Source organism: Paracoccus yeei ATCC BAA-599 (assembly GCF_000622145.1).
Taxonomy (GTDB): Bacteria; Pseudomonadota; Alphaproteobacteria; order Rhodobacterales; family Rhodobacteraceae; genus Paracoccus; species Paracoccus yeei.
In genome coordinates this window covers 94,007-120,475 of the sequence record NZ_JHWH01000007.1, presented here as the reverse complement: position 1 = coordinate 120,475, position 26,469 = coordinate 94,007, and the positions used below count along the sequence as shown (strand labels likewise).

Here is a 26,469-nt window from a genome sequence, read left to right as displayed (position 1 = left end):
AAGTTTTCCAAGGCGCCGCGGGATCGGGAAACGATCCTGCGGCGCTGCCACGAAGGGGCACGATATGGCGTCAGCCGCAGAACAGATGGCCGCGAACCTGTCCTGGGGCGCGCTCGGCAAGGCGACCGAGCTGCGCCAGAGGATCTGGTTCACCCTCGGACTTCTCATCATCTACCGCCTCGGCACCTATATCCCGGTGCCGGGCATCGACGGCGCGGCCTTGCGCAACTTCATGGACCAGGCGCAGGCCGGCATCGGGGGGATCCTCTCGATGTTCACCGGCGGCGCGCTGGGACGGATGGGCGTCTTCGCGCTGGGGATCATGCCCTATATCTCGGCCTCGATCATCGTGCAGCTTCTCGCCTCGATGGTGCCCTCGCTGGAGCAGCTCAAGAAGGAAGGCGAGGCCGGCCGCAAGAAGATCAACCAGTATACCCGCTACGGCACCGTGGCGCTGGCGCTGTTCCAGGCCTGGGGCCTGGCGGTCAGCCTGGAACACGGCAACCTCGCGCACGAGCCGGGGCTGTTCTTCCGCGCCTCGGTGGTCATCACCCTGGTCGGCGGCACCATGTTCCTGATGTGGCTGGGCGAACAGATCACCGCGCGCGGCATCGGCAACGGCATCTCGCTGATCATCTTCGTCGGCATCGTCGCGGAAATCCCGGGCCACCTGGCGCAGTTCCTGGCGCAGGGCCGCTCGGGCGCGGTCTCGACCCCGGTGATCCTGGGCGTGATCGTGATGGTCGCGGCCGTCATCGCCTTCGTCGTCTTCATGGAACGCGCGCTGCGCAAGATCCACATCCAGTATCCTCGCCGACAGGTGGGCATGAAGATCTATGACGGCCAGTCGTCGCACCTGCCGATCAAGGTGAACCCGGCCGGCGTGATCCCGGCGATCTTCGCCAGCTCGCTTCTGCTGCTGCCGGTCACGATCTCGACCTTCTCGGGCAACCAGACCGGCCCGGTCATGTCCACGATCCTGGCCTATTTCGGTCCCGGCCAGCCGCTGTATCTGGTGTTCTTCTGCGCGATGATCGTGTTCTTCGCGTATTTCTACACGTTCAACGTCAGCTTCAAGACCGACGACGTGGCCGAGAACCTCAAGAACCAGGGCGGTTTCATCCCCGGCATCCGTCCCGGCAAGCGGACCGAGGACTACCTCAGCTATGTCGTCAGCCGCGTTCTGGTCATCGGCTCGGCCTATCTGGCCGCCGTCTGCCTGCTGCCCGAGATCATCCGCCACCAGCTGTCGATCCCGTTCTATTTCGGCGGCACCTCGGTCCTGATCGTGGTCAGCGTGGTGATGGATACGATCAACCAGGTGCAAAGCCACTTGCTTGCCCATCAATATGAAGGTCTGATCGAAAAGTCGCAATTGCGGGGCAAGCGTGGAAAGACCGGGGCAGCCAAGCCCCGCAAGGCGCCAGCCCGCCGCTAAGCCGCTGAAAGGGAAGAGGGACCGACATGGCGATCAACATCATTCTGCTGGGGCCCCCGGGTGCCGGCAAGGGCACCCAGGCCCGCCGGCTGATCGAGGAACGCGGGCTGGTGCAGCTGTCGACCGGCGACATGCTGCGCGAGGCCCGCAACTCGGGGACCGAGATGGGCCAGCGCGTCGCCAAGGTCATGGACCGGGGCGAACTGGTGACCGACGACATCGTCATCGGGCTGATCCGCGAAAAGATCGGGCAGGGCGGCAAGGGCTTCATCTTCGACGGCTTCCCGCGCACCCTGCCGCAGGCCGACGCGCTGGAAAGCCTGATGGCCGAGGAGGGCCAGCAGATCGACGCTGTGATCGAGATGCGGGTGGACGACGGGGCGCTGGTCAGCCGCATCTCGGGCCGCTTCACCTGCCACGACTGCGGCGAGGTCTATCACGACGTGACCAAGCCCACCAAGGTCGAGGGCACCTGCGACGTCTGCGGCTCGCACGACCTGCGCCGGCGCGCCGACGACAATGCCGACAGCCTCAAGACCCGGCTGATGGAATATTACAAGAAGACCTCGCCGCTGATCGGCTACTACTGGTGCAAGGGCAACCTGCACGTCGTCGACGGCCTTGCCGAAATCGACGAGGTCGCCTCGGACGTGGCCCGGGTCCTCGACGACCTCCCGGCCAAGGGTTGACGACAGGCTGTGAATCCCTTAATCCGCAGCATCTCGCATGAGAATCACCTGACTTCAGGTGGCCGTTGAAGGCCCGAAGGCGATGCTTTCGGGTCTTTGGTTGTGAAAAAAGGTTCCGGCGTTACGGAATCGCAACTTTGAAAAGGAAGAACGCGTGGCTCGTATTGCTGGCGTCAACATTCCGACCGGGAAACGCGTCCCGATCGCACTGACCTATATCCACGGGATCGGCCCGAAGTTCGCCGATGAAATCATCTCGGCCGTCGGCATCGACCCGGCCCGCCGCGTGAACGACCTGTCGGACGCCGAAGTCCTGCAGATCCGCGAATACATCGACGCGAACCTGACCGTCGAAGGCGACCTGCGCCGTGAAACGCAGATGAACATCAAGCGCATGATGGACCTCGGCTCCTATCGCGGCCTGCGCCACCGTCGCGGCCTGCCGGTTCGCGGCCAGCGCACCCACACCAATGCCCGCACCCGCAAGGGCCCGGCGAAGCCCATCGCCGGCAAGAAGAAATAAGGGGGAACGGACATGGCACGCGATAAAACCCGCATCAAGCGCAAGGAACGCAAGAACATCGCCACCGGTGTGGCGCATGTGAACTCGTCCTTCAACAACACCAAGATCCTGATCTCGGACGTGCAGGGCAACGCCATCGCCTGGTCGTCGGCCGGCACCATGGGCTTCAAGGGCTCGCGCAAGTCGACCCCCTACGCCGCCCAGATGGCCGCCGAGGACGCGGGCAAGAAAGCCCAGGAACACGGCGTCCGCTCGCTGGAAGTCGAAGTCCAGGGCCCCGGCTCGGGCCGCGAATCGGCGCTGCGCGCGCTGGCCGCCGTCGGCTTCAACATCACCGCGATCCGCGACGTCACCCCGATCGCGCACAACGGCTGCCGCCCGCCGAAACGCCGCCGGGTCTGATCCTTCGGGATTTTGACGCGTTCCGCGCGGGGCTGTCCCGTGCGGGCGCGCTTTTCGCATTTCACCTCGGGCGTTTCCGGCCACCGGTCATGGGCTGGGAACAGGTATGGAGGCAAACGCATGATCCACAAGAACTGGGCCGAACTCATCAAGCCCACCCAGCTTGAAATCAAGCCGGGGGCCGATTCGTCCCGCGTCGCGACCGTCATCGCGGAACCGCTCGAGCGCGGCTTCGGCCTGACGCTGGGCAACGCGCTGCGCCGCGTGCTGATGTCCTCGCTGCAGGGCGCGGCCATCACCTCGGTGCAGATCGACAACGTGCTGCACGAGTTTTCCTCGGTGCCGGGCGTGCGCGAGGATGTGACCGACATCGTCCTGAACCTTAAGGGCGTCACGCTGAAGATGGACGTGGACGCGCCCAAGCGCCTGGCCCTGTCGGCCAAGGGCCCGGGCGAGGTCAAGGCCGGCGACATCCAGGAAACCGCCGGCATCACCATCCTGAACCGCGACCATGTGATCTGCCACCTGGACGACGGCGCCGAGCTGCACATGGAACTGACCGTCGCGAACGGCAAGGGCTATGTCGCGGCCGACAAGAACCGTCCCGAGGACGCGCCCATCGGCCTGATCCCGATCGACGCGATCTTCTCGCCGGTGAAGCGAGTCAGCTATGAAGTCCAGCCCACCCGCGAAGGCCAGGTGCTGGATTATGACAAGCTGACCATGAAGGTCGAGACCGACGGCTCGCTGACGCCTGAGGACGCCGTGGCCTATGCCGCGCGCATCATCCAGGACCAGCTTTCGGTGTTCGTGAACTTCGACGAGCCGGAAAGCGCCACCCGCTCCGAGGCCGAGGACGGGCTGGAGTTCGACCCGCGCCTGCTGAAGAAGGTCGACGAGCTGGAGCTTTCGGTGCGTTCGGCGAACTGCCTGAAGAACGACAACATCGTCTATATCGGCGACCTGATCCAGAAGACCGAGGCCGAGATGCTGCGGACCCCGAACTTCGGCCGCAAGTCGCTGAACGAGATCAAGGAAGTGCTCTCGGGCATGGGCTTGCACCTCGGCATGGATGTCGTGGACTGGCCGCCGGAGAACATCGAGGATCTGGCCAAGCGTTTCGACGACCAGTTCTGATCGAAGACCGGGGGCGGCATACGCCCGGTGTACGGCCTGTGTACGCACGGTGCACGCCTGGCACGCCCCCGGAAACGCCGCAAGGCACTGGGCAATTCCGCCCCAAGGAGAGTGGCCCGCCACGCATGGGCCGCCGGACAAAGCAAAAGACGTCATAGGAGAATCATCATGCGTCACGCCCGCGGATATCGCCGCCTGAACCGTACCCACGAACACCGCAAGGCGCTGTTCGCCAACATGGCCGGCTCGCTGATCGAGCACGAGCAGATCAAGACCACGCTGCCGAAAGCCAAGGAACTGCGCCCGATCGTCGAGAAGCTGATCACCCTGGCCAAGCGCGGCGACCTGCACGCCCGCCGTCAGGCCGACGCGCAACTCAAGCAAGATCAGCATGTTGCGAAGCTGTTCGAGGTGCTGGGCGCCCGCTACAAGGACCGTCAGGGCGGCTATGTCCGCATCCTGAAGGCCGGCTTCCGCTATGGCGACATGGCGCCGATGGCGATCATCGAGCTGGTCGACCGCGACCCGGCCGCCAAGGGCGCCGCCGACCGCGCCCGCATCGAGGCCGAATCGGAAGCCGAAGAATCCTAAGATCATTAATCCTTTCTTAGGGTTACCCAAGCTATGATGCCCGTGACCGGCGATCCCGGTCGCGGGCTTTTTTGCAACAGTGCGCTGTACCTTCGCGCGGGAATTCGACGGTCAATGCCAGGGAAAGGACGCGACAAGGATGGGTATGAGCCAGGTTTTGCAAGGAAAACACCGCCAGCGGCCCCCTGCGGGGCCTAGGTCCGGATTCCGGGCCTTGGTCCAGCCAAATTCACCCCAGAGTAGAGAAGGGTTAAAACACCCCTCGCCAGACAGGCAATGCTTGAATACAGTAACGGCTATGCCATTTTGGCCCTAAGCACCGAAAAACTCAATCTGTATCATTAGTCATGTCGTCTCGCGCGGAAATCAATGCAGCCCTAGCCAAGCTCAAGAAGCTGGCGCCGGCCGGCTATTTTGTCGGCCTGCACATCCGTTTTGCTGCACCTCTGATGCAGTTCCAGACCTACAACAAGGAATGGTCGAATCGGTACGCCGAGCGGGCCTATGCCCTGCGCGACCCCACCATCGCCTGGGGTTTCTCGACGACCGGCGCCTGTCGCTGGAGCGTGCTGCCGATCCCGGACCCGTTCTCGATCCTGCAGGACGCCGCCGACCACGGCCTGAAATACGGGCTGGCCGTCGCCTACGGTCCGATCAAGTCGCGCACGATCGCGGCCTTTGCGCATGACAAGCGGGAATTCACGGATGACGAGATCGAGGTGATCTCGGCAACGATACGACGGCTCCACGACATCACAGAGCCGCCGGAGAGCCTGACCAAGGCTCAACAAGAGGCCCTTCGGTGCATCGCAGAGGGTGATCGTCACGCAGCGGCGGCTGCCAAACTTGGTATCACGGAAAGCGCATTCAAGGCACGTCTCATATCGGCGCGCGAACGTCTCATGGCGCGTACGACTGCCGAGGCGCTGCAAAGGGCCAAGGATTACCGCTTGCTATAAAAACGGTCCGCCCTGACTGCGGTACCACCTGGGGGCCACCACCCACCACAACCCCAGGAGACTACCATGCAGACCACCACGCTTTCCTTCGCCAACCTGCATAACCACGGCGAGCTTTTTGCAAATATCTTCCGCGCGCGGAAACAAAGCTTCATCGTCCAGAAGCGCTGGGACCTGCCCCAGACGGACGACATGGAGTTCGACCAATACGACACCCCGATGAGCCGGTGGGTCGCCATCCACCAGAACGGCCAGGTCCTTGCCGGAGTCCGTCTGACGCCCACCACGGCGAAATGCGGCATGTATTCCTACATGATCCGCGACGCGCAGCTTGACCTGCTGGGCGGCTCGATTCCCCAGAACCTGCTGGACGGACCGGCCCCGGTCGATCCCGGCACCTGGGAAGCCAGCCGTCTGTTCGTCGATCACAGCATCGCGCAGCGCGAACGCCGCCGCGTCCACCTGAACCTGGTCCATGAGATGACCAATTCCGCGCGTGCGCTGGGGGCGACCCGGCTGGTCTGCCTGGTCGCCTCGACCTGGCCGCGCTGGCTCTCGCCCTGCGGCCTTGATGCGCAGGCGATGGGCCCGGTGGTCTGGATCGACGACGGTTACTTCCAGTGCGTGTCGATCAATCTTGCGACCAAGATGCACTAGGTCGCGAATGCGGGGGGCTTTCGCCGGTCATGCGGGCGGCGTAGACTGCCGGCCGCATGGCTGACCTGTTCGACACCGCGCCCGACGAGGGCGCCCCCGCCCCGCGCGAGGCGAACCGCCCGCTGGCCGATCGCATTCGGCCGGCGCGCCTGTCCGATGTCGTGGGCCAGGGCAAGGTGCTGGGGCCCGAGGGGCCGCTGGGCGCCATGCTGGGGTCGGGCAGCCTGTCCTCGCTGATCCTGTGGGGCCCGCCGGGGGTCGGCAAGACCACCATCGCGCGGCTTCTGGCGCAGGAAACCGACCTGGCCTTCGTGCAGATCTCGGCCATCTTCTCGGGCGTGCCGGAACTGCGCAAGGTCTTCGACGCCGCCCGGCTTCGCCGCAGCCAGGGCCGCGGCACGCTGCTGTTCGTCGACGAGATCCACCGCTTCAACAAGGCGCAGCAGGACAGCTTCCTGCCGCATATGGAGGACGGGACCATCGTCCTGGTGGGCGCCACCACGGAAAACCCCAGCTTCGAGTTGAACGCCGCGCTTTTGTCGCGCGCCCAGGTGATCGTGCTGGAACGGCTGAGCCTGGCCGACCTGGAGCGTCTGGCCCAGCGGGCCGAGCGCGAACTGGGCCGGGCGCTGCCCCTGACCGCCCAGGCACGCGAACGGCTGCTGGAGATGGCCGATGGCGATGGCCGCGCCGCCCTGAACCTGATCGAGCAGGTGATGGCCTGGAAGGTCCAGGGCAAGCTCGACACCGACCAGCTGGCGCAGCGGCTGATGCGGCGGGCGGCGAAATACGACAAGTCGGGGGATGAACATTACAACCTGATCTCGGCGCTGCACAAATCCGTGCGCGGCAGCGACCCGGACGCGGCGCTTTACTGGTTCGCGCGGATGCTGGAGGGGGGCGAGGATCCCCGATACCTTGCCCGCCGCATCACCCGCATGGCGGTCGAGGACATCGGCCTGGCCGACCCGGCGGCGCAGCGCCATTGCCTGGATGCCTGGGCGCTTTACGAACGGCTGGGCTCGCCCGAGGGGGAACTCGCGCTGGCCCAGGCGCTGATCTATCTGGCGCTCGCGCCGAAATCCAACGCGGGCTATGTCGCCTACAAGGCCGCGCGCGACCTGGCGCGGCGCACGGGCAGCCAGATGCCGCCCGCGCATATCCTGAACGCGCCGACCGGGCTGATGAAGGATCAGGGCTATGGCGCGGGCTATCAGTACGACCACGACGCCGAGGATGCGTTTTCCGGCCAGGATTACTTCCCCGAGGGCATGCGGCGTCCCGTGCTTTATGCTCCGGTCGAGCGCGGCTTTGAACGCGACCTGAAAAAGCGCGTTGAATGGTTCGCCGGTCTGCGCCAGAAGCGGCGGACAGAGGGCAAGACATGAACAATTTTCTGCAAGTGGCCGTCGGCGGGGCCGTCGGCGCGACCGCGCGCTACGGCGTGACCATCCTGGCCGGGCGGCTGACCACGCTGCCCCTGGGCACGCTGGCGGTGAACGTCACGGGCTGCTTTGCCATGGGGCTGCTGGCCGCGGGCCTGGCGTTCCGGGGCGGTCAGCACCTGGCGCCGCTGCTGCTGACCGGCGTGCTGGGCGGCTATACCACCTTTTCGGCCTTTTCGCTGGACACGCTGACCCTGTGGGAACGGGGCGCCGCGGCGCTGGCCCTGGGCTATGTCGCGGCCTCGGTCCTGTTGTCGCTGATGGCGGTGACGGCGGGCCTGGCCCTTGGCCGGGGGATCTTCGCATGAGCGTGCAGGTGATCCGCATCGGCGCGGACGAGGGCGAGCAGCGCCTGGACCGCTGGCTGAAGAAGCGCTTTCCCCAGCTGACCCAGGGCGCGGTCGAAAAGATGTGCCGCACCGGCCAGCTGCGCGTCGACGGAGGCCGGGTCAAGGCCAACACCCGGATCGAGGCCGGGCAGGAGGTGCGCATCCCGCCGATCCCCGAGGGCAGCGCGCCCCCGCCGGCGGCGAAGCCCCGCGTCAAGCAGTCCGATGCCGAGATGATCCAGTCGGCCGTGCTGTGGCGCGACGACCATATCATCGCGCTGAACAAGCCGCCGGGCCTGCCCTCGCAGGGCGGCTCGGGCCAGGGCGACCGGCATGTGGACGGGCTGACCGAGGCCTTGATGTTCGGCTACAAGGACCGGCCGAAGCTGGTGCACCGGCTGGACAAGGACACCTCGGGCGTCCTGCTGCTGGCGCGCACCGACCGCATCGCCCGATCCCTGTCCGAGGCGTTCCGGCACCGGCTGACCCGCAAGATCTATTGGGCGGCCGTCGCGGGCGTGCCGCATCCGCGCATGGGTTCGATCAAGTACGGCCTGGTCAAGGCGCCGGGCCGCGGCCGCATGGGCGAGGGCGAGAAGATGGTCGCAGTCCACCCCTCGGAGGTGGCCGCGACCGAGGGCGCCAAGCGCGCCCATACCGACTACGCCGTGCTGTCGGCCCTGGGCGGCCGCGTATCCTGGGTGGCGATGGTGCCCGTCACCGGCCGCACCCACCAGCTGCGCGCCCATATGGCCGAGATCGGCCACCCCATCGTCGGGGACGGCAAGTACGGCGGCTCGGGGCAGGAAAACCTGGGCGACGGCTGGGGCGCCCAGCTGGGCGGCGAGATCAGCCGCAAGCTGCACCTGCACGCCCGGCTGATCCGGTTCGAGCATCCGATCACCAAGAAGCTGGTCACCGTCACCGCCCCCTTGCCCGACCACATGGCGCGCACCTGGCAGACCCTGGGCTGGTCCGAAAGCGACGTGCCCGAAGACCCGTTCGAGGAGGCATGATGCGCCTGGTCCTGTTCGACGTCGACGGCACGCTGGTCGACAGCCAGCACGAGATCGTCGAGGCGATGAACTTGGGCATCTCGGGCGCGGGCCTGCCCGAGCTTGCACCCGAGGCGATCCTGTCCATCGTCGGCCTGTCGCTGCCGGTCGCGGTGGCGCAGCTGTTGCCGGGCGCGGGGCCGGACCTGCACGACCGCGTGGTCGAGGGCTATCGCGCCGCCTTTGTCGCGGCGCGGGCGGCGGGCCGGCATCCGCCGCTTTATCCCGGCGCGCTGGACTGCCTGGATGCGCTGGCCGCGCTGCCCGGCGTGACCCTGGGCATCGCCACCGGCAAGCCGATGCGCGGGCTGACGGCGATCCTGGCGGCGCATGGGCTGGAGCGGCGCTTCGCGACCCGGCAGTCGGCGGACGGGCATCCCTCGAAACCCCATCCGGCGATGCTGGAAAGCGCGCTGGCCGAAACCGGGGTGCCGGCGGGGCGGGCGGTGATGGTCGGCGACACCAGCTTCGACATGGAGATGGCGCAGGCCGCCGGCATGACGGGCTTTGGCGTCGACTGGGGCTATCACCCGGCCGAGCGGCTGCACGCGACCGGGGCCGTGCTGGTCGCGCCCGATTATCCCGCGCTGACCGCCGCGCTGCTGGACTGGGCCGAGGAGCGCGCCGCATGAGCGAATGGAAAGCCCGGCGGTTCTGGACCGCCGCCGATGTGCAGGACACCGGCGCGGGCTGGGAAGTCCGGCTGGACGACCGGGCGCTGCGCACCCCGGGCAAGCAGCCTCTGGTGCTGCCGACCGAAGGCCTGGCCCGGGCGGTTGCGGCGGAATGGGACGCGCAGGTTTCGGTGATCGACCCCAACACCATGCCGCTGACCCGTTCGGCCAATTCCGCCATCGAACGGGTGACGCCCCAGTTCGACGCGGTGGTGGCCATGCTGTCGGATTATGGCGGCACCGACCTTCTGTCCTATCGCGCCGAGGCGCCCGAGGCCCTGGTCGAGGCCCAGGCCCGGGGCTGGGACCCGCTGATCGACTGGGCCGCGACCGAATTGGGCGCGCCCTTGCGCATTACCCACGGCGTCCTGCCCGTGCCCCAGGACGAAGGCGCGCTGCTGAAATTGCGGGCAGAGGTTTCGGCGCTGGACCCGTTCGGGCTGACGGCGCTGCACGATCTGGTCACCTTGCCGGGTTCGCTGATCCTGGGGCTTGCGGTGATCCGCGGCCGGCTGGATGCCGATCAGTCCCACGCCCTGTCCCGGATTGACGAGGAATTTCAGGCCGAACGTTGGGGCCGCGACGACGAGGCCGAGGCCGCGGCCCGCGCCCGGCTGGACGCGCTGCGCCATTCGCAGCGGTTCTGGCAACTCAGCCGCGTGAACCCGGCGGTTCGGCTTATTCCTTGACGCCCTGCCCGGCTTCGGCACAATGCCGCTTATGGGGGCAATGCTCTTGTCCCTCGGCTCAACCGGGCTAGCCTGTCCAGCCCCAGATTCTGCGCGCCCCCATCCCAGGGGCGCAGGAACAACAGTGAGGACTCCATGAAGAAATCTGCACTCTTCGGCACGGTCACCGCCTTCGCCCTTGCGGCGTCCGGGGCCATGGCTGCTGAAGGCGACACGCTGAAAGAGGTCAAAGCCCGCGGCGTGCTGAACTGTGGCGTGAATACCGGCCTGGTGGGCTTTGCCGCACCCGACGCAAACGGCAACTGGTCGGGCTTCGACGTGGCCTTCTGCAAGGCCATGGCGGCGGCGGTGCTGGGCGATGCGACCAAGGTCAAGTTCGTGCCGACCACGGGCCAGACCCGGTTCACCGCGCTGTCCTCGGGCGAGGTGGACATCCTGGCGCGCAACTCGACCTGGACCTTCCAGCGCGACACCGACCTGAAGCTGGATTTCATCGGCGTGAACTATTACGACGGCCAGGGCTTCATGGTGCGCAAGGACCTGGGCGTGTCCTCGGCCAAGGAGCTGGACGGCGCCACCATCTGCATCCAGACCGGGACCACGACCGAACTGAACCTGGCCGACTATTTCAAGGCCAACAACATGACCTACCAGCCGGTCAACATCGACAGCAACGCCGAGGGTGAACAGCAGTACATGGCCGGCGCCTGCGACGCCTATACCACCGACGCCTCGGGGCTGGCGGCGACGCGGGCGGCCTTCGCCGACCCGGAAAACCACATCATCCTGCCCGAGATCATCTCCAAGGAGCCGCTGGGGCCGGCGGTGCGCCACGGCGACAACAACTGGGGCGACATCGCGCGCTGGACGCTGTTCGCGCTGGTCGCGGCCGAGGAATACGGCGTCACCTCGGCCAACATCGACGAACTGGCCAAGTCCTCGCAGAACCCCGAGGTGCAGCGCCTGCTGGGCACCACGGACGACCTGGGCAAGATGATCGGGCTGGACGCCGAATGGGCCCGGCGCGCGATCAAGGCCGGCGGCAACTATGGCGAGATCTTTGCCGCCACCATCGGCGAACAGACCCCCATCGGCCTGGCGCGCGGGCTGAACGCGCAGTGGACCCAGGGCGGGCTGATGTACGCGATGCCCTTCCGCTGATTGCTGCCGAACGGGACGGGTGGGGCCATGACCCCGCCCGTTTCATTCCGACGCCGGCAAGAATACGGGCACAAGACCCGGCGGCCGGCCAACAGGGGGTAACATATGGCAACCTATCCGGGCGCGGCCAATCCGCCTTTTCGTCTGTCGATGCTGATTTACGACCGCCGCTATCGGTCGCTGACGATCCAGGCGGCGGTGTTCATCGGGGTCATGCTGCTGGCAAGCTGGCTGATCGACAATACGCTGAGAAACCTTGCCATCATGGGCAAGACGCTCAGCTTCGACTTTCTGTTCCGGCGTGCCGGCTATGACATTCCCCAGCAGCTGATCCCCTATACCTCGGACGACACGCATCTGCGGGCGACCGTCGTGGGCCTGCTGAACACCTTGCAGGTGACGGTGCTGGGCTGCATCGCCGCCACCGTCGTGGGGGTGCTGGTGGGGGTGCTGCGGCTGTCCTCGAACTGGCTGATCGCGCGGCTGATGACCGTCTATGTCGAGATCTTCCGCAACATCCCGCTGCTTCTGTGGATCCTGGTGATCCTGGCGATCTTTACCGAGGTGATGCCGCCCCCGAACGCCTATCGGGGCGAGAATCCGGCCGCCGGCATGATCCTGTTCGACATGGTGGCGCCGACGAACCGCTATACCGCGATCCCCTCGATCGGCATGACGAATCCGCCGGGCTCGATCCAGATGGGGCGCGAGGCGATCAGCTGGGCGGTCCCGATCTATGCCCTGGCGATCCTGGCCGCGCTGATCGGGCGGCATCTGCTGCGGGCGCGCGCGCAGCGCATCCAGGACGCGACCGGCCGGCGGCCCGCGACCTGGTGGATCACGCTTGCGCTGTTCGCCCTGCCGCTGGGGGCACTGACCTGGTGGTTCGGGCTGCACCTGATCCCGCCGGTGCTGCGCGGCTTCAACTTTGCCGAAGGCATCAACCTCGACAACAGCTTCGTGGTGCTGTGGCTGGCGCTGACGCTGTATACCGGGGCCTTCATCGCCGAGATCGTGCGCGCGGGCATCCTGGCCGTCAGCCGCGGGCAAAGCGAGGCGGCCTTCGCCCTGGGCCTGCGTCCGGGGCGCACCATGTCGCTGATCGTCCTGCCGCAGGCGCTGCGGGTCATCATCCCGCCGCTGATCTCGCAATACCTGAACCTGATGAAGAACAGCTCGCTGGCGATCGCCGTGGGCTACATGGACCTGCGCGGTACGCTGGGCGGCACCACGCTGAACCAGACCGGGCGCGAGATGGAATGCATGGTCCTGCTGATGGGGGTCTATCTGATCCTCAGCCTGATCATCTCGGGCGGGATGAACGTCCTGAACGCCCGCGTCAGCCTGAAGGAGCGTTGAGATGAGCGAGACCCACGCCCAGACCGCGGCCTTCGTGCGCGACACGATGCTGCCGCCGGCGCCGCCCCCGGTGGCCGAGCGGGGAGTCATCAAGTGGCTGCGCGAGAACCTGTTCTCGGGCCCGCTGAACATCGTCCTGACAGTGCTCGGGCTGGGGATCGTCTGGCTGGTCGTCAGCACCGTCGGTCCCTGGCTGTCCCATTCGGTCTGGAACGCCGAGGGCATGGCCGACTGCCGCCGGATCATCGCCGAAACCTGGGGACCCGATGCCCACGGCGCCTGCTTTGCGCTGATCAAGCACCGCTGGAACCAGTTCGTCTTCGGCTTCTATCCGCCGGCGCTGTACTGGCGGCCGGTGCTGGCCTTCGGGCTGCTGTTCCTGGCCTTGGCGCCGGTGCTGTTTTCCGACAGCCGGCGGGCGCGCTGGACGGTCGTGGGCCTGGCTGTCGTGCTGAGCTTCGTCATCGCCTGGATCCTCGGCGCCCCCGCCGCGGCGCTGGCCGGCATGGCAGTCCTGATGCTGGCCTGGGCGCTTCTGATCGAGACGCGGCCGGCCTGGGCGCTGCTGGCAAGCTGCGTCTATCCCTTTGCCGCCGTCTGGCTGCTGTGGGGCGGCTCGCTTTGGGGGCCGGCGATGGCGCTGGCGGGCTTCGGCCTGGGCTTTGCCGTCTGGCGGGCCCTGGCGCGGTTCGGCATGTTCGCCTTTTTCGCGGCGGTGGCGGCGGCGGTCGTCTGGTGGCTCTGGCTGTCGGGCCCGGTGGCGCAGGCGCTGGCCGGGCTGGTGCCGCTGCGGCTGCAGCCGGTCAGTTCCGACCAGTTCGGCGGCTTCGTGCTGTCGATCACCATCGGCGTCTCGGGCATCGCGCTGTCCTTGCCGCTGGGGATCATCCTGGCCCTGGCGCGGCGGTCCGACCTGCCGGTCGTCAAGATGTTCGCGGTCATGTTCATCGAGTTCATCCGCGGCGTGCCGCTGATCACGCTGCTGTTCGTGGCCTCGCTGCTGCTCAACTACTTCCTGCCGCCGGGCACCAGCTTCGACATCATCCTGCGGGTCATCATCATGGTGACGCTGTTTGCATCCGCCTATATGGCCGAGGTGATCCGCGGGGGCCTTGCCGCCCTGCCCAGGGGCCAGTACGAGGCCGCCGACGCGCTGGGGCTGGACTATTGGAAGGCGCAGCGGCTGATCGTGCTGCCGCAGGCGCTGAAGATCTCGATCCCCGGCATCGTGTCGACCTTCATCGGCATGTTCAAGGACACCACGCTGGTGGTCTTCGTCGGCCTGTTCGATCCCCTGAAGGCCATGTCCGACACCATCCGCGCCAGCTTCGAATGGAAGGGCGCCTATTGGGAGCCCTATATCTTCGTCGGCGCGATCTTCTTCATCCTCTGCTTCGGCATGTCGCGTTACTCGATGTATCTGGAACGCCGGCTGAAGCGCGACCATCGCTGAGGAGCATCCCATGCAGACCCAATCCCAGACCCAGTCGCAGTCCCAGCTTGGCGGCCCCGCGATCGAGATCGTCCGGCTGAACAAGTGGTACGGCACCTTCCATGTCCTGCGCGACATCGACCTGAGCGTCGCGCGGGGCGAGCGCATCGTGATCGCCGGGCCCTCGGGCTCGGGCAAATCCACGCTGATCCGCTGCATCAACCGGCTGGAAGAGCACCAGTCCGGCCAGATCATCGTGGACGGGACCGAACTGACCAACGACCTGAAGAACATCGACAAGGTGCGCTCCGAGGTCGGCATGGTGTTCCAGCACTTCAACCTGTTCCCGCACCTGACCATCCTGGAGAACTGCACCCTGGCCCCGATCTGGGTGCGCAAGATCCCTCGGCGCGAGGCCGAGGAAACGGCCATGCATTTCCTGACCAAGGTCAAGATCCCCGACCAGGCGCACAAGTACCCGGGCCAGTTGTCGGGCGGCCAGCAGCAGCGCGTGGCGATCGCCCGGTCGCTGTGCATGAAGCCGCGCATCATGCTGTTCGACGAGCCGACCTCGGCGCTCGACCCCGAGATGATCAAGGAGGTGCTGGACACGATGATCGAACTGGCCGAGGAGGGGATGACCATGCTGTGCGTGACTCATGAAATGGGCTTTGCCCAGGCCGTCGCGCATCGCGTGATCTTCATGGACCAGGGCCAGATCGTCGAGCAGAACACCCCGCGCGAGTTCTTCAACAACCCCCAGAGCGAGCGCACCAAGCTGTTCCTGAGCCAGATCCTGGGGCATTGAACGCGGCACCGCCGCGGGGGGACTTCGCGTCCCCCGCCCGCCGCCATGCGGCGGCCTCCCCCTGCGGGATATTTCCACAAGAAAGAAGCCGGCGAAGGCGCAGGCAGTTGCCCGGCGGCAGGGCGGCGGGCTATGGTCGCGCGAAAGACCTTGGAGGCTGCGGATGAACCAGACCATTTTCCTGCTGCTGGGCGTTCTTGGGCTGGCCGGCATCGGCTCGCTCGTGTCCAGCAACGACGATGACGAAGGCCCCGAGGCGCCGGGCGATCCCTTTGGCGGGCGCGACGTCATCGAGGGCACCGACGAGGCCGACACCATCGTCGGCACGGCGGAGGACGATGCGGTCCAATCCTTTGCCGGCGACGATTCCGTATCCGGGGGCGCAGGCGACGACTGGATCTGGACCGGCTACGGCTCGGATACCGTCAGCGCCGATGCGGGCGACGACAAGGTCTTTCTGGGCGGGGACAGCGATGTCTATGGCGCGCTGGACCTGGGTGCGGACGAAGGCGACGACACCATCGACGGGGGCTCGGGCGACGACACCATCACGACGAACCTGGGCAACCATTCGATCACCGGCGGCGATGGCGACGACAGCATCACCGACAACGGCGGCACCGCCCATATCGACGGCGAGAACGGGGACGACCTGATCCTGTCGGCCGACGATTCCACGGCGGATGCGCGGGACACGCTGCTGGGCGGGGACGGCGACGACACGATCCACGCCGGCGGCAACGACCTGGTGGACGGCGGGGACGGCAGCGACCTGATCATGCTGCGCAGCGATGCCGGCGGCGCCGCGGACGTGACCTATGACGGTTCGGACAGCCTGACCGTTACCCTGGCCGAGGATTACACCGGCGCCGAGGATTATGAGCTGGTGCAGGACGGCAGCAACGTGCAGCTGGTCGTGGACGGCAGGGTCCTGGCCGTGCTGCGCGACACGCTGGTCGCGGATGTGGGCACCGTCACCCTGGTGCGAGAGGCGGTCTCGGGCTGATACGGGAAGGGGCGCCGCACGGGCGCCCCTGGTCCTGTCACATCGCCGATTTCAGCGATTCCTCGAGATAAAGCTCGCGCAGCCGGGTTGCGACGGGGCCCGGCGTGCCGCTGCCCAGCTTCACCCCGTCGATTTCCACCACCGGCAGCACGAAGGCCGAGGCCGAGGTGAAGAAGGCCTCGTCCGCCGCCTGCGCCTCGGCGATGGTGAAGGGGCGCTCCTCGATCTGCATCTGCGCCTCGGCCGCATAGCGCAGCAGCGAGGCGCGGGTGATGCCGTGCAGGATGTCCTGGGACAGACCGCGGGTGACGATCTTGCCGTCCTTGACGATATAGGTGTTGTTCGAGGTGCCCTCGGTCACGAAGCCGTCCTCGACCAGCCAGGCGTCGTCGGCGCCCTGGGCCTTGGCCTCCATCTTGGCCATCGAGGGATAGAGGAGCTGCACCGTCTTGATGTCGCGCCGCGACCAGCGCAGGTCGGGAACCGAGATCACGCGCAGCCCGGTCCTGGCCTGCGGATTGTCGGCGAGGCCCGGCTTGGACTGGGTGAACAGCACCACCGTCTGGGGCGTGTCCTGGGGCGGGAAGGCAAAGTCGCGGTCGCCCGCATTGCCGCGCGTCACCTGCAGATAGATGATGCCTTCGTCGATGCCGTTCAGGTCCACCAGCTTGCGGTGGATCGCCAGCCATTCCTCGTCCGACAGCGGGTTGCCCATGCCCAGTTCCGTGAGCGAGCGCGAGAGCCGCGCCAGGTGGCCGGGAAAGTCCAGGAGCTTGCCTTGCAGCACGCTGGTCACCTCGTAGACCCCATCGGCCATGACGAAGCCGCGGTCGAAGATCGAGACCTTGGCCTCGGCCTCGGGCAGGTAGTCGCCATTGAGATAGACGGTGCGGGTCATCCTGATCTCCTTTCGCAGGGGTTTGGGGCGTCCTGCGCCGAAAGGGCCGGGGCGTCAAGCGCCGCTTGGGATGCAGATGCAGAATGGGCTTGATGCAGACGCAGCAATTATCTATCCATTTGCATATAGAGATTGAAACATCATTGCCGAAAGGGTGCCGATGTCCTTCCGTATCCAGCCAAGCCCCCCCGCGCGCCTGAACCGCTGCCAATTGTTCGGCCCGGGCTCGCGCCCGGCGCTGTTCGAAAAGATGGCTGCCTCGGCGGCCGATGTCATCAACCTCGACCTTGAGGATTCCGTCTCGCCCGACGACAAGGAGCAGGCGCGGCGCAATGTGATCCAGGCCATCGGCGACGTGGACTGGGGGGCCAAGACGCTGTCGGTGCGGATCAACGGGCTGGACACGCCCTTCTGGTATCGCGACGTGGTGGACCTGCTGGAACAGGCGGGTGAGCGGCTGGACCAGATCATGATCCCCAAGGTCGGCAATGCCGCCGATGTCTATGCCGTGGACGCCCTTGTCACCGCCGTCGAGGCCGCCAAGGGGCGGCAAAAGCGCATCGGGCTGGAGGTCATCATCGAATCCGCCGCCGGCATCAGCCACGTCGAGGAGATCGCCGCCAGCAGCCCGCGCCTGCAGGCGATGAGCCTGGGGGCGGCCGATTTCGCGGCCAGCATGGGGATGGCGACCACCGGCATCGGCGGCACGCAGGAAAACTATTACATGGCGCATGAGGGGGCACGCTATTGGTCGGACCCCTGGCATTGGGCGCAGGCCGCCATCGTCGCGGCCTGCCGCACCCATGGCGTCCTGCCGGTCGATGGTCCCTTCGGCGATTTCAGCGACGACGACGGGTTCCGCGCGCAGGCGCTGCGGTCGGCCACGCTGGGCATGGTCGGGAAATGGGCGATCCATCCCAAGCAGGTCGCGCTGGCGAACGAGGTGTTTTCGCCCAGCGACAAGGCCGTGACCGAGGCGCGCGAGATCCTGGCTGCGATGGAGGACGCCCGGTCATCCGGGGCCGGCGCCACGGTGTACAAGGGTAGACTGGTTGACATAGCGTCCATCCGTCAGGCACAAGTGATCGTGCGGCAGGCAGAGTTGATCAGCGCCTGATCGCCACGGAATACCTGGGCGGCCATTCGGGGAGGCTTGGCCGCCATGCCAGGGGAGGAGCAGCAGGCCTTGCGCAAGCAGGGCCTGTTGTTTTTGGTCCCGCCGGGTGTTCGCCGCCCCGCAGGGCGATTGTCATAGAACGTTGATTTGTCGGTTACAATGGCCTGCGACAGGATGCCGCATCCTGCCCGAAGCCGTCGCCCGACCGTCGCGCCGGGCCTAGTCGCGGCGGCGCGCTGTCGGCGCGGGCGGGGTGCCGCGCGGGTCGGGCCGCGGCCGGCGAATCGGCAGGGGTGATTCGGCCATGGCCGGCCTGACGCCTTCGGGTGCCCCCGGCAGGGCCACGGTCTGGGCCGCCAGGCACTGGTCGATCAGCGCTCCGGCACGCGACCGGGCGAGCGGGCGGGCTGGGGAAAAAATCCCCGGATCGGGCAGGTCTTTCATCCATGGCGCCTTTTCGTCTTCGAAAGCCGGGTCAGTTACGGGCAAGCGGGGGAAACCGCAAGTGGTCTGACCTATCCGTGAACGGCCTGCGTCACGAGACGCGGCGTCGCGGCCAGCAGTTCGCGGGTATGGGGATGGGCGGGCCGGTCCAGCACCGTCGTGGTCGGACCGCTTTCCACGATCTGTCCCTGCCGCATCACATGAACCCTGTCGGTGATCTGGCGCACCACCGCCAGGTCGTGGCCGATGAACAGATAGGACAGGCCGTGGCGCACGCGCAGCCGCACCAGCAGGTCAAGCACCTGGGCGCGGACGCGGACATCCAGCGCGCTGACCGCCTCGTCCAGCACGATCAGGCTGGGCCGGATGATCAGCGCCCGGGCCAGCGCGATCCGCTGGCGCTGGCCACCGGAAAACTGGTGGATCCGCCGGCGCATGGCATCGCCCGGGATGCCCACGTCGAACAGCGCCTCGGCCACCTGCTCGCGCCAGTCGGGGGGGCGGCCGGTCAGGTGAAAGGGCTCGGCCACCAGACGCTCGACGCGCCAGCGCGGGTCGAAACTGCCGAACGGGTCCTGCAGGACCACCTGGACACGGGCGCGCAGCGCGTTGGGCATGCGGGGCGAGACGGGCTGGCCGTCCAGCAGGATGCGGCCGCCCTGCACGGGTTCGAGGCCCAGGATGGCGCGGGCCAGCGTGGATTTGCCGCAGCCGGATTCGCCGACCAGCCCTACGGATTCGCGCTCGAGCACGGTCAGGCTGGCCCCGTCCACGGCCCGAAGGCGGCCCGGCCCGCTGGCGCGCAGCCCGGCGCGGGGCAGGGCATAGTCGCGCACCACGTCCCGGACCTCCAGCAGGGGCCGGGGGCCGGGCTGGGTCAGCACCAACCGCGGCTGATGGGCGGCCGCCGCCAGCAGTTCGCGGGAATAGCGCTGCCGGGGACCGGCAAAGAAATCGGCCGCCGGGGCGGTTTCGACCAGCTGGCCGCGTTCCAGCACGGCGATGTCCTGCGCCAGTCCCTGGACCACGGCCAGATCATGGGTGATCAGCAGCAGCCCCATGCCCTGGTCCCGCACCAGCCCGGCCATCAGGTCCAGGATGCGCGCCTGGGTCGTCACGTCCAGCGCGGTGGTCGGCTCGTCCGCGATCAGCAGGTCGGGGCGCAGCGCGATGGCCAGCGCGATGGCGACGCGCTGGCGCTGTCCGCCCGACAGTTCGTGCGGATAGAGCGTCAGCGGAAAGCGGGGACCGGGCATGCCCACGCGGTCCAGCGTCAGCCGGGCCTTCTCCAGCGCCTTGTCGCGATGCAGGCCCAGGTGCAGGCGCAGCGTCTCGGCGACCTGGTCGCCGATGGTCATCAGCGGGTTCAGCGCGGTCATGGGTTCCTGAAAGACCATGCCGATGCGCCGGCCCCGGATGCGGCACAGCGCGCGTTCGGGCAGGGGAAGGATGTCCTGGCCGTCGATCTCGACCCGGCCCTCGGGCGTCATGCCGCGGGGCAAAAGGCCGATCATCGCCAGTGCCGCCAGCGACTTGCCCGAGCCGCTTTCGCCGACGAGCGCCGTGATCCGTCCCGGCGCCAGGTCCAAGTCCAGGCCCTGCAGCAGCGCCTGCCCGCCCAGCGTGACGCCCAGGTTTCGGACCCGGATCACCGGGCGCGCTCCCGCCGGGGGTCCAGCGCGTCACGCAGTCCGTCGCCCAGCAGGTTCAGCCCCAGCACCGTCAGCATGATGGCAAGGCCCGGCACGATGGCGACATGGGGGGCAAGCGCGGTCAGGGTCTGCGCCTCGGCCAGCATGCGGCCCCAGCTGGGGGTGGGGGGCTGCGCGCCAAGGCCGACATAGGACAGGCCCGCCTCGGCCAGGATGCCCAGGCTGAACTGGATCGTGGCCTGCACGATCAGCACGGGGGCGATGTTGGGCAGGACGTGCTGCAGGCTGATGCGGGCCGCGCCCTTGCCCGCCACCCGGGCGGCGCGGATGTAATCCAGCGTCCAGAGGGGCAGCGCCGCGCCCCGCGCCACGCGGGCAAAGACCGGGACGTTGAAAATGCCGATGGCGATGATCGCGTTCAGCGCGGACGGTCCCAGCGCCGCCGTGATCAGGATCGCGATGACGAGGCTTGGGAAGGCAAAGACCAGGTCATTGGCGCGCATCACCGCCTCGTCGATCCAGGTGCCGGGATGGGCGGCGGCCAGAAGGCCTAGCGGCAGGCCCAGGCCCAGCCCGATGCCCACCGCGACCAGGGCCACCGCGATGGACACCCGGGCGCCGACCATGACCATCGACAGCATGTCGCGGCCCAGCTGGTCCGTCCCCAGCCAGTGCCGGCCCGAGGGCGGTTGCAGCTTGTCCGCGATGGCAAGCTGGGTCACGTCCCCCGGCGTCCACAGGAAGCTGAGCCCCGCCGCCAGCAGCGCAAGCCCCGTCAGCGCAAGGCCAAGGATCAGCGACCCCCTCATGCGCGGCGCAGCCGGGGGTCGACGGCGGCGTAAGCCAGGTCGACCAGGAATGTCACCAGGATCACGGCCGCGACCAGCACCAGCACCGCGCCCTGCACCACGACCAGGTCGCGCTGGGTGATGGCCTGAAAGATCAGCCGGCCGAGGCCGGGCAGGTAGAACACGTTCTCGATGATGATCGCGCCGGCCAGCAGAAAGGAGAACTGCATCCCCAGGATGGTCAGGACGGGGATCGACGCATTCCTCAGCGCATGGCGCAGCAGCGCCTGGCGCGGGCTCAGCCCCTTGGCGCGGGCGGTGCGGACATAGTCCTGGCCCAGCGTCTCGACCAGGGCCGCGCGCAGCACGCGCGCCAGGATCGCGGCCTGAGGCAGGGCCAGCGCGATGCTGGGCAGGATCAGCGCCCGCAGCGCGGCCAGCGGATGATCCCAGCCTGGGAAGCCGCCCGCCGGCAGCCAGCGCAGGTTCACCGCAAAGACCAGGACCAGCAGCATCGCGAACCAGAAGTTCGGCAGCGAGATGCCGATCTGCGCCCCGGCCATCAGCGCCGTGTCGGCGACCCGGCCGTGGCGGGCGGCCGACAGAGTGCCGACGGGAAAGGCGATCGCCACCGCCACCGCCAGCGCCATCAGCGCCAGGGGCAGCGAGACCTGCATCCGTTCCAAGATCATGCCGCCCACCGGCGTCTTGTAGGTCAGGCTTTGGCCCAGGTCGCCGGTCAGGACGCCGCCCAGCCAGCGCGCGTAGCGCAGCGGCCAGGGCAGGTCCAGGCCCATCTGCTGGCGCAGCGCGGCCAGGGTGTCGGGCTGCGCGCCGGTGCCCAGCATGAAGCTGGCCGGATCCCCCGGCACCAGCGCCACCACGCCGAAAATCGCCGCCGAGGCCACAGCAAGGCTGAGGCCCAGCACGATCAGGCGGCGGATCAGATAGCGGCGCATGGCGGCAGGCTAGACGTGCGGCCGTGCCGGGTAAAGCGGGCTGCTGTCTTTCAGGGCAGTTCCAGCTTGCCGATCAGCGGTAGGTCGTCGCCGGGATCGACGCTGTGGCGTTCGATCATGCGGTGGACCTGCGGCGGCTCGGGGCCGCAGTGCAGCCGGTGCAGGTCCTCGTAGCTTTCGAAATCGGCCTTGGTGCGGCGCAGGTTGTGGCGGACGTATTCGTCCCAGGTGGCGATGTGATAGCTTTCCGACCACATCTCGGGGTGCTCCAGATCGCGCAGCAGCGCCCAGTTGCGCGCGCCGTCGCGGCGGCGGATGTCGCGCCGCCGGGCCATCAGGCGCAGGAATTCGGGCACGTCCTTCTGGTCGATGCGATAGTCGATCAGAATCATGATCGGGCCCGACCGTCCGCGCAGGTCCAGCTTGAGTTCCGGTTCGCGAAAGCGGTTCACGGGGTCCAGATCCAGCGTGCCGAATTCGGGCACCCGGAACCAGTGGCCCAGGATCGCGCCCAGGATCAGCGGCACGGCGGCACAGGCCAGCGCCGCGTCGATGCCCTGGTCCGATGCGATGGCGCCCCAGACCCAACTGCCGATGGCCATGCCGCCGAAGGTCGCCGTCTGGTAAAGCGCCAGCGCCCGCGCCACGACCCAGCGCGGCGTCGAAAGCTGCACCGTCACGTTGAACAGCGACAGCGCCAGCACCCAGCTTGCCCCGGCGGGCAGCATGGCCAGCGCATGCATCCAGACGTGATCGGTGAAAGCCAGCACCAGGGCCGACAGCGCAAAGCCGGCAAAGGCGATGCGGACGATGTTTTCGTTGTTCAGCCGCTCGCGGATGCGGGGGTTGACCAGCGCGCCCGAGATCGCGCCCAGGCCGTAGCAACCCAGCAGCAGGCCGAACAGCAGCGAGCCGCCCTCGGGGTGGCTTTTCGCGACCAGGGGCAGCAGCGCCAGGATCGAGATCGCGGCAAAGCCGAACAGCGCGCCGCGCGACAGCACCCGCACCAGGTTCGGCGACAGCGCGACATAGCGCAGCCCGGCGCCGACGGCCGACAGGAAGGGCTCGCGCGTGGTCAGCCGTTCGGGCGTGCGGGGATGCCAGCGCAGCAGCGCGCCCAGCAGCGGCACATAGCTGGCCGCGTTGACCGCGAATGCCGCCGCAGCGCCGAAGGCCGCGGTGATGATGCCGCCCGCCGCAGGGCCCACGCTGCGCATCAGGTTGAAGCCGACCGAGTTCAGCGTGACGGCGGCGGGCAGATCCTCACGCGGGACCAGGTCGCCCATGCTGGCCTGCCAGGGCGGGTTGTAGACCGCCTGTCCCACCCCGATCAGGAAGGTCAGCGTCAGCAGCAGAACGGGTGTCATCCAGCCTTGCCAGGTCAGCACCGCCAGCACCAGCGAGACCGCCGCCATGAAGAACTGCGCCCCCAACAGCAGCGTGCGGCGGTCGAAATTGTCGGCCAGCGCCCCCGAAGCCAGCGCAAACAGCATGATCGGCAGCGTGTTCGATGCTTGCACCAGCGCGATCAGCGTGGCCGAATCGGTCAGTTGCGTCATCATCCAGGCCGCGCCCACGGCCTGCACCAGACCGCCGAAGTTCGAGATCAGCGTGGCGCTCCACAGCAGGCGGAAGTCGCCATGGCGAAAGGGGGCAAAGGCGCTTTTGCGGGGCTTGGCTTGCATCGGATCCAACGTGGCTGCGCAGCAGACCTTAGGCAGGCCTGCCGGCGGGGGCAACCGGGGCGATTCTGGCCCAGGACAGCGCACATTGCCCGGCTAGTTGTGCGTTCATCGAAGAAGTTTTCAAGAAAATGTTAAATCGTCGAATAATCATGCACGATCCTGCGGCAGAACGCCGCAGATCGGGATTTCATTTCCTTGCCATGCGCTATCCTTGGGACAATCTCTGGCGAAAGGTGCGCGGACATGAAGATCGTTGTTCTGGGAGCGGGCGTCATCGGCGTCACCTCGGCCTGGTATCTGGCCAAGGCGGGGCACGAGGTCACAGTCGTCGACCGCCAGGCCGGTCCCGCGCTGGAAACCAGCTATGCCAACGCGGGCGAGATCTCGCCCGGCTATTCCTCGCCCTGGGCGGCGCCGGGCGTGCCGCTGAAGGCGCTGAAATGGATGTTCCAGCGCCACGCGCCCCTGGTCCTGCAACCGCGGCTGGACATGCACCGGCTGGGCTGGATGGCCCGGATGCTGGCGAACTGCACCCATGACGCCTATGTGGTGAACAAAAGCCGCATGGTCCGCATCGCCGAATACAGCCGCGACTGTCTGGGCGCGCTGCGCGCCGAAACCGGCATCCATTACGACGAACGCACCCAGGGCACGCTGCAGGTGTTCCGCAAGCAGGAACAGCTGGATGGCGCCGGCAAGGACATCGAGGTGCTGCGCGCCGACGGCGTTCCCTTCGAAGTGCTGGACCGCGCCGGCTGTGTCGCCGCCGAACCGGGGCTGGCCGGCGCGGCCGACCGCATCGTCGGCGGGTTGCGCCTGCCCGGCGACGAGACCGGCGATTGCTTCAAGTTCACCAACCGCCTGGCCGAGATGGCAGCGGCGGCCGGCGTCACCTTCCGCTGGGGCGTCGACATCCGGGCGCTCGAGGCCGAGGCCGGGCGCATCACCGGCGTCCTGACCGACCAGGGCCGGATCACCGCGGACCGCTATGTGCTGGCACTGGGCCCCCATTCGCCGCAGCTGGTGCGCCATCTGGGGCTGAAGCTGCCGATCTATCCCCTGAAGGGCTATTCGCTGACCATCGACATCCTGGACGAAAGCCGCGCGCCCGTCTCGACCGTGATGGACGAAACCTACAAGATCGCCATCACGCGCCTGGGCGACCGCATCCGCGTGGGCGGTCTGGCCGAGATCGCGGGCTACGATCTGAGCCTGAACCCCCGCCGGCGCGAGACGCTGGCGAAGTCCGTCACCGAACTGTTCGGCGGCGCGGGCGATCCGGCCCAGGCGACGTTCTGGACCGGGCTGCGGCCGATGACGCCCGACGGCACCCCGATCGTGGGGGCGACGCCGATCCCGAACCTGTATCTGAACACCGGCCACGGTACGCTGGGCTGGACCATGTCGGCAGGCTCGGGGCGGCTGCTGGCCGACCTGATCTCGGGGCGCACCCCCGACATCGAATCCGAGGATCTGGGCTATGCCCGCTATCTCAGGGGCGCCAAGGCCCGCCTGAACGCCCGGATGAAGCCGGTCCACGCCTGAGGGCGTACCACCGCAGGAAACGCTGCCCGGCGCGGGGGGTTCCGCAGCCGCGCCGGGAACGGGCCAAAACCCCCGTGCAGCCAGCGATTGCGCAACAGTTCTGACATAATGCGCGCGTTCACAAAGGCTTGTCCTTGACGCCACCGGGCCGCGAAGGACTGTTGAGAGGATTCGATGCGCAAGGGGCCTCTGCTCGGCCCCGTGTTGCGCGTCCCGACGAATCGCAATGCTGCCAGCGGTCGCGCGCGCCCCGCGCCGCGCCGCCTTACAAAGGGGAACAACCATGCGAATAGCTTCGCTGCTGCTGGCCACGGTCCTGGGCCTGGCGGCCTGCGCGCCCTCGGCCCCGACGGTCACATCGAACCCGGCGGTCGCCTCGGGCGTCTACGGTGCGCGCACCGACAGCGGCCCGTCCGGCGAGCCGATCGAGATCCATGCCGTCCGCAAGGCCTATCTGACCGACCGCAACACCCGCCAGCGCGTCGCCTACAACGGTCCCGAGGAGCCGGGCACCATCGTCGTCGATCCCTACGCGCGCTTCCTGTACCACGTCATCGCCCCGGGCGAGGCGATGCGCTATGGCGTTGCCGTGGGCCAGGCCGGCAAGAACTTCCAGGGGACGGCCACGATCAACCGCAAGCAGGCCTGGCCCAGCTGGACGCCCACCGCCAACATGGTGCGGACCATGCCCGACCTTTACGGCCCGCTGAAGAACGGCCTGGGCGGCGGGATCGACAACCCGCTGGGCTCGCGTGCGCTCTATCTCTACAAGGGCGGGCGCGACACGCTGTATCGTATCCACGGCACGATGGATCCGTCCTCGATCGGCAAGGCGACCTCGGCCGGCTGCATCCGCATGTTCAACCAGGACATCATGGACCTGTTCGAGGAAGTGCCGACCGGCACCCCAGTCAAGGTTCGCACCCAGGCCGAAAGCCTGGCGCTGGAGGGTCCCCTGGTCGAGATGCCGGACGGCTATCTGCAACCGGCTGGGGCGGCGCAGACCGCGAGCCTGCCGCGCTGACAG

Annotated in this window: 27 protein-coding genes; 21 read left to right on the top strand and 6 right to left on the bottom strand. The window is 67.5% G+C overall.

Annotation, left to right across the window (positions count from 1 at the left end; translation table 11 throughout):
- Positions 1–64 precede the first annotated feature (64 nt).
- From secY to BU28_RS0104575, 18 genes are all read left to right on the top strand, one after another.
- The gene (gene secY, locus BU28_RS0104660; protein ID WP_028718434.1) at positions 65–1,438 is read left to right on the top strand and encodes a preprotein translocase subunit SecY; all 1,374 of its coding nucleotides are present in this window, start codon (positions 65–67) and stop codon (positions 1,436–1,438) included.
- 26 nt (positions 1,439–1,464) lie between these two features.
- Entirely contained in the window at positions 1,465–2,127 is a 663-nt protein-coding gene (locus BU28_RS0104655; RefSeq protein ID WP_028718433.1) for an adenylate kinase, read from the top strand.
- A gap of 154 nt (positions 2,128–2,281) precedes the next feature.
- A complete protein-coding gene (gene rpsM / locus BU28_RS0104650; RefSeq protein WP_028718432.1) occupies positions 2,282–2,650 on the top strand; it encodes a 30S ribosomal protein S13 in 369 nt (122 codons plus the stop codon).
- 12 nt (positions 2,651–2,662) lie between these two features.
- Entirely contained in the window at positions 2,663–3,052 is a 390-nt protein-coding gene (gene rpsK, locus BU28_RS0104645) for a 30S ribosomal protein S11 (protein ID WP_028718431.1), read from the top strand.
- Between the two features lie 120 nt (positions 3,053–3,172).
- Positions 3,173–4,189, top strand: coding sequence for a DNA-directed RNA polymerase subunit alpha (locus tag BU28_RS0104640; protein WP_028718430.1), 1,017 nt, complete (start codon positions 3,173–3,175; stop codon positions 4,187–4,189).
- A 168-nt stretch (positions 4,190–4,357) separates the two neighbouring features.
- Positions 4,358–4,780, top strand: a complete 423-nt coding sequence (gene rplQ / locus BU28_RS0104635; protein WP_028718429.1) for a 50S ribosomal protein L17 — start codon at positions 4,358–4,360, stop codon at positions 4,778–4,780.
- 347 nt (positions 4,781–5,127) lie between these two features.
- Positions 5,128–5,739 (top strand): autoinducer binding domain-containing protein, encoded by a 612-nt coding sequence (locus BU28_RS0104630; RefSeq protein ID WP_028718428.1) that lies wholly within the window; start codon positions 5,128–5,130, stop codon positions 5,737–5,739.
- Between the two features lie 66 nt (positions 5,740–5,805).
- A complete protein-coding gene (locus BU28_RS0104625) occupies positions 5,806–6,396 on the top strand; it encodes an acyl-homoserine-lactone synthase (RefSeq protein ID WP_028718427.1) in 591 nt (196 codons plus the stop codon).
- A 56-nt stretch (positions 6,397–6,452) separates the two neighbouring features.
- On the top strand, positions 6,453–7,784 hold the full coding sequence (locus tag BU28_RS0104620) for a replication-associated recombination protein A (RefSeq protein WP_028718426.1): 1,332 nt from the start codon (positions 6,453–6,455) through the stop codon (positions 7,782–7,784).
- On the top strand, positions 7,781–8,149 hold the full coding sequence (gene crcB / locus BU28_RS0104615) for a fluoride efflux transporter CrcB (RefSeq protein ID WP_028718425.1): 369 nt from the start codon (positions 7,781–7,783) through the stop codon (positions 8,147–8,149). Before BU28_RS0104620 ends, crcB begins: the two co-directional genes overlap by 4 nt.
- Positions 8,146–9,186 (top strand): RluA family pseudouridine synthase, encoded by a 1,041-nt coding sequence (locus BU28_RS0104610; RefSeq protein ID WP_036761956.1) that lies wholly within the window; start codon positions 8,146–8,148, stop codon positions 9,184–9,186. Before crcB ends, BU28_RS0104610 begins: the two co-directional genes overlap by 4 nt.
- A complete protein-coding gene (locus BU28_RS0104605) occupies positions 9,186–9,857 on the top strand; it encodes an HAD-IA family hydrolase (protein ID WP_028718423.1) in 672 nt (223 codons plus the stop codon). Before BU28_RS0104610 ends, BU28_RS0104605 begins: the two co-directional genes overlap by 1 nt.
- Positions 9,854–10,588 (top strand): ATP12 family chaperone protein, encoded by a 735-nt coding sequence (locus BU28_RS0104600; RefSeq protein ID WP_028718422.1) that lies wholly within the window; start codon positions 9,854–9,856, stop codon positions 10,586–10,588. Before BU28_RS0104605 ends, BU28_RS0104600 begins: the two co-directional genes overlap by 4 nt.
- Before the next feature lie 135 nt (positions 10,589–10,723).
- On the top strand, positions 10,724–11,749 hold the full coding sequence (locus tag BU28_RS0104595) for an amino acid ABC transporter substrate-binding protein (RefSeq protein WP_028718421.1): 1,026 nt from the start codon (positions 10,724–10,726) through the stop codon (positions 11,747–11,749).
- 105 nt (positions 11,750–11,854) lie between these two features.
- Entirely contained in the window at positions 11,855–13,108 is a 1,254-nt protein-coding gene (locus BU28_RS0104590) for an amino acid ABC transporter permease (protein ID WP_028718420.1), read from the top strand.
- A 1-nt stretch (position 13,109) separates the two neighbouring features.
- Positions 13,110–14,561, top strand: a complete 1,452-nt coding sequence (locus tag BU28_RS0104585; RefSeq protein ID WP_028718419.1) for an amino acid ABC transporter permease — start codon at positions 13,110–13,112, stop codon at positions 14,559–14,561.
- Between the two features lie 10 nt (positions 14,562–14,571).
- A complete protein-coding gene (locus tag BU28_RS0104580) occupies positions 14,572–15,348 on the top strand; it encodes an amino acid ABC transporter ATP-binding protein (RefSeq protein WP_028718418.1) in 777 nt (258 codons plus the stop codon).
- 163 nt (positions 15,349–15,511) lie between these two features.
- Positions 15,512–16,354: a calcium-binding protein gene (locus tag BU28_RS0104575; RefSeq protein ID WP_028718417.1), complete on the top strand. Its 843-nt coding sequence runs from the start codon at positions 15,512–15,514 to the stop codon at positions 16,352–16,354.
- 37 nt (positions 16,355–16,391) lie between these two features.
- On the opposite strand, the gene BU28_RS0104570 is transcribed toward BU28_RS0104575, so the two are convergent.
- A complete protein-coding gene (locus BU28_RS0104570) occupies positions 16,392–17,252 on the bottom strand; it encodes a D-amino-acid transaminase (RefSeq protein WP_028718416.1) in 861 nt (286 codons plus the stop codon).
- Positions 17,253–17,412: 160 nt separating this feature from the next.
- On the opposite strand from BU28_RS0104570, the gene BU28_RS0104565 reads away from it, so the two are divergent.
- The gene (locus tag BU28_RS0104565; RefSeq protein WP_028718415.1) at positions 17,413–18,369 is read left to right on the top strand and encodes an L-malyl-CoA/beta-methylmalyl-CoA lyase; all 957 of its coding nucleotides are present in this window, start codon (positions 17,413–17,415) and stop codon (positions 18,367–18,369) included.
- A 219-nt stretch (positions 18,370–18,588) separates the two neighbouring features.
- On the opposite strand, the gene BU28_RS0104560 is transcribed toward BU28_RS0104565, so the two are convergent.
- The 5 genes from BU28_RS0104560 to BU28_RS0104540 form a co-directional block, all read right to left on the bottom strand.
- Positions 18,589–18,813 (bottom strand): hypothetical protein, encoded by a 225-nt coding sequence (locus BU28_RS0104560; protein WP_028718414.1) that lies wholly within the window; start codon positions 18,811–18,813, stop codon positions 18,589–18,591.
- A 71-nt stretch (positions 18,814–18,884) separates the two neighbouring features.
- Positions 18,885–20,465 carry a dipeptide ABC transporter ATP-binding protein gene (locus tag BU28_RS0104555; protein ID WP_028718413.1) on the bottom strand — a complete coding sequence of 527 codons (1,581 nt, stop codon included), beginning with the start codon at positions 20,463–20,465 and terminating at the stop codon, positions 18,885–18,887.
- Complete coding sequence (locus BU28_RS0104550; protein ID WP_028718412.1) at positions 20,462–21,274, bottom strand: ABC transporter permease; 813 nt, start codon at positions 21,272–21,274, stop codon at positions 20,462–20,464. Before BU28_RS0104550 ends, BU28_RS0104555 begins: the two co-directional genes overlap by 4 nt.
- Positions 21,271–22,212 carry an ABC transporter permease gene (locus BU28_RS0104545; protein ID WP_028718411.1) on the bottom strand — a complete coding sequence of 314 codons (942 nt, stop codon included), beginning with the start codon at positions 22,210–22,212 and terminating at the stop codon, positions 21,271–21,273. Before BU28_RS0104545 ends, BU28_RS0104550 begins: the two co-directional genes overlap by 4 nt.
- A 50-nt stretch (positions 22,213–22,262) precedes the next feature.
- A complete protein-coding gene (locus BU28_RS0104540) occupies positions 22,263–23,897 on the bottom strand; it encodes an MFS transporter (protein ID WP_028718410.1) in 1,635 nt (544 codons plus the stop codon).
- A 243-nt stretch (positions 23,898–24,140) separates the two neighbouring features.
- Between BU28_RS0104540 and BU28_RS0104535 the strand changes: the two genes are divergently transcribed.
- Together BU28_RS0104535 and BU28_RS0104530 are read left to right on the top strand one after the other, a co-directional pair.
- A complete protein-coding gene (locus tag BU28_RS0104535; protein ID WP_028718409.1) occupies positions 24,141–25,442 on the top strand; it encodes a D-amino acid dehydrogenase in 1,302 nt (433 codons plus the stop codon).
- A 283-nt stretch (positions 25,443–25,725) separates the two neighbouring features.
- Complete coding sequence (locus BU28_RS0104530) at positions 25,726–26,466, top strand: L,D-transpeptidase (RefSeq protein WP_028718408.1); 741 nt, start codon at positions 25,726–25,728, stop codon at positions 26,464–26,466.
- The last annotated feature ends 3 nt before the right edge of the window (positions 26,467–26,469 follow it).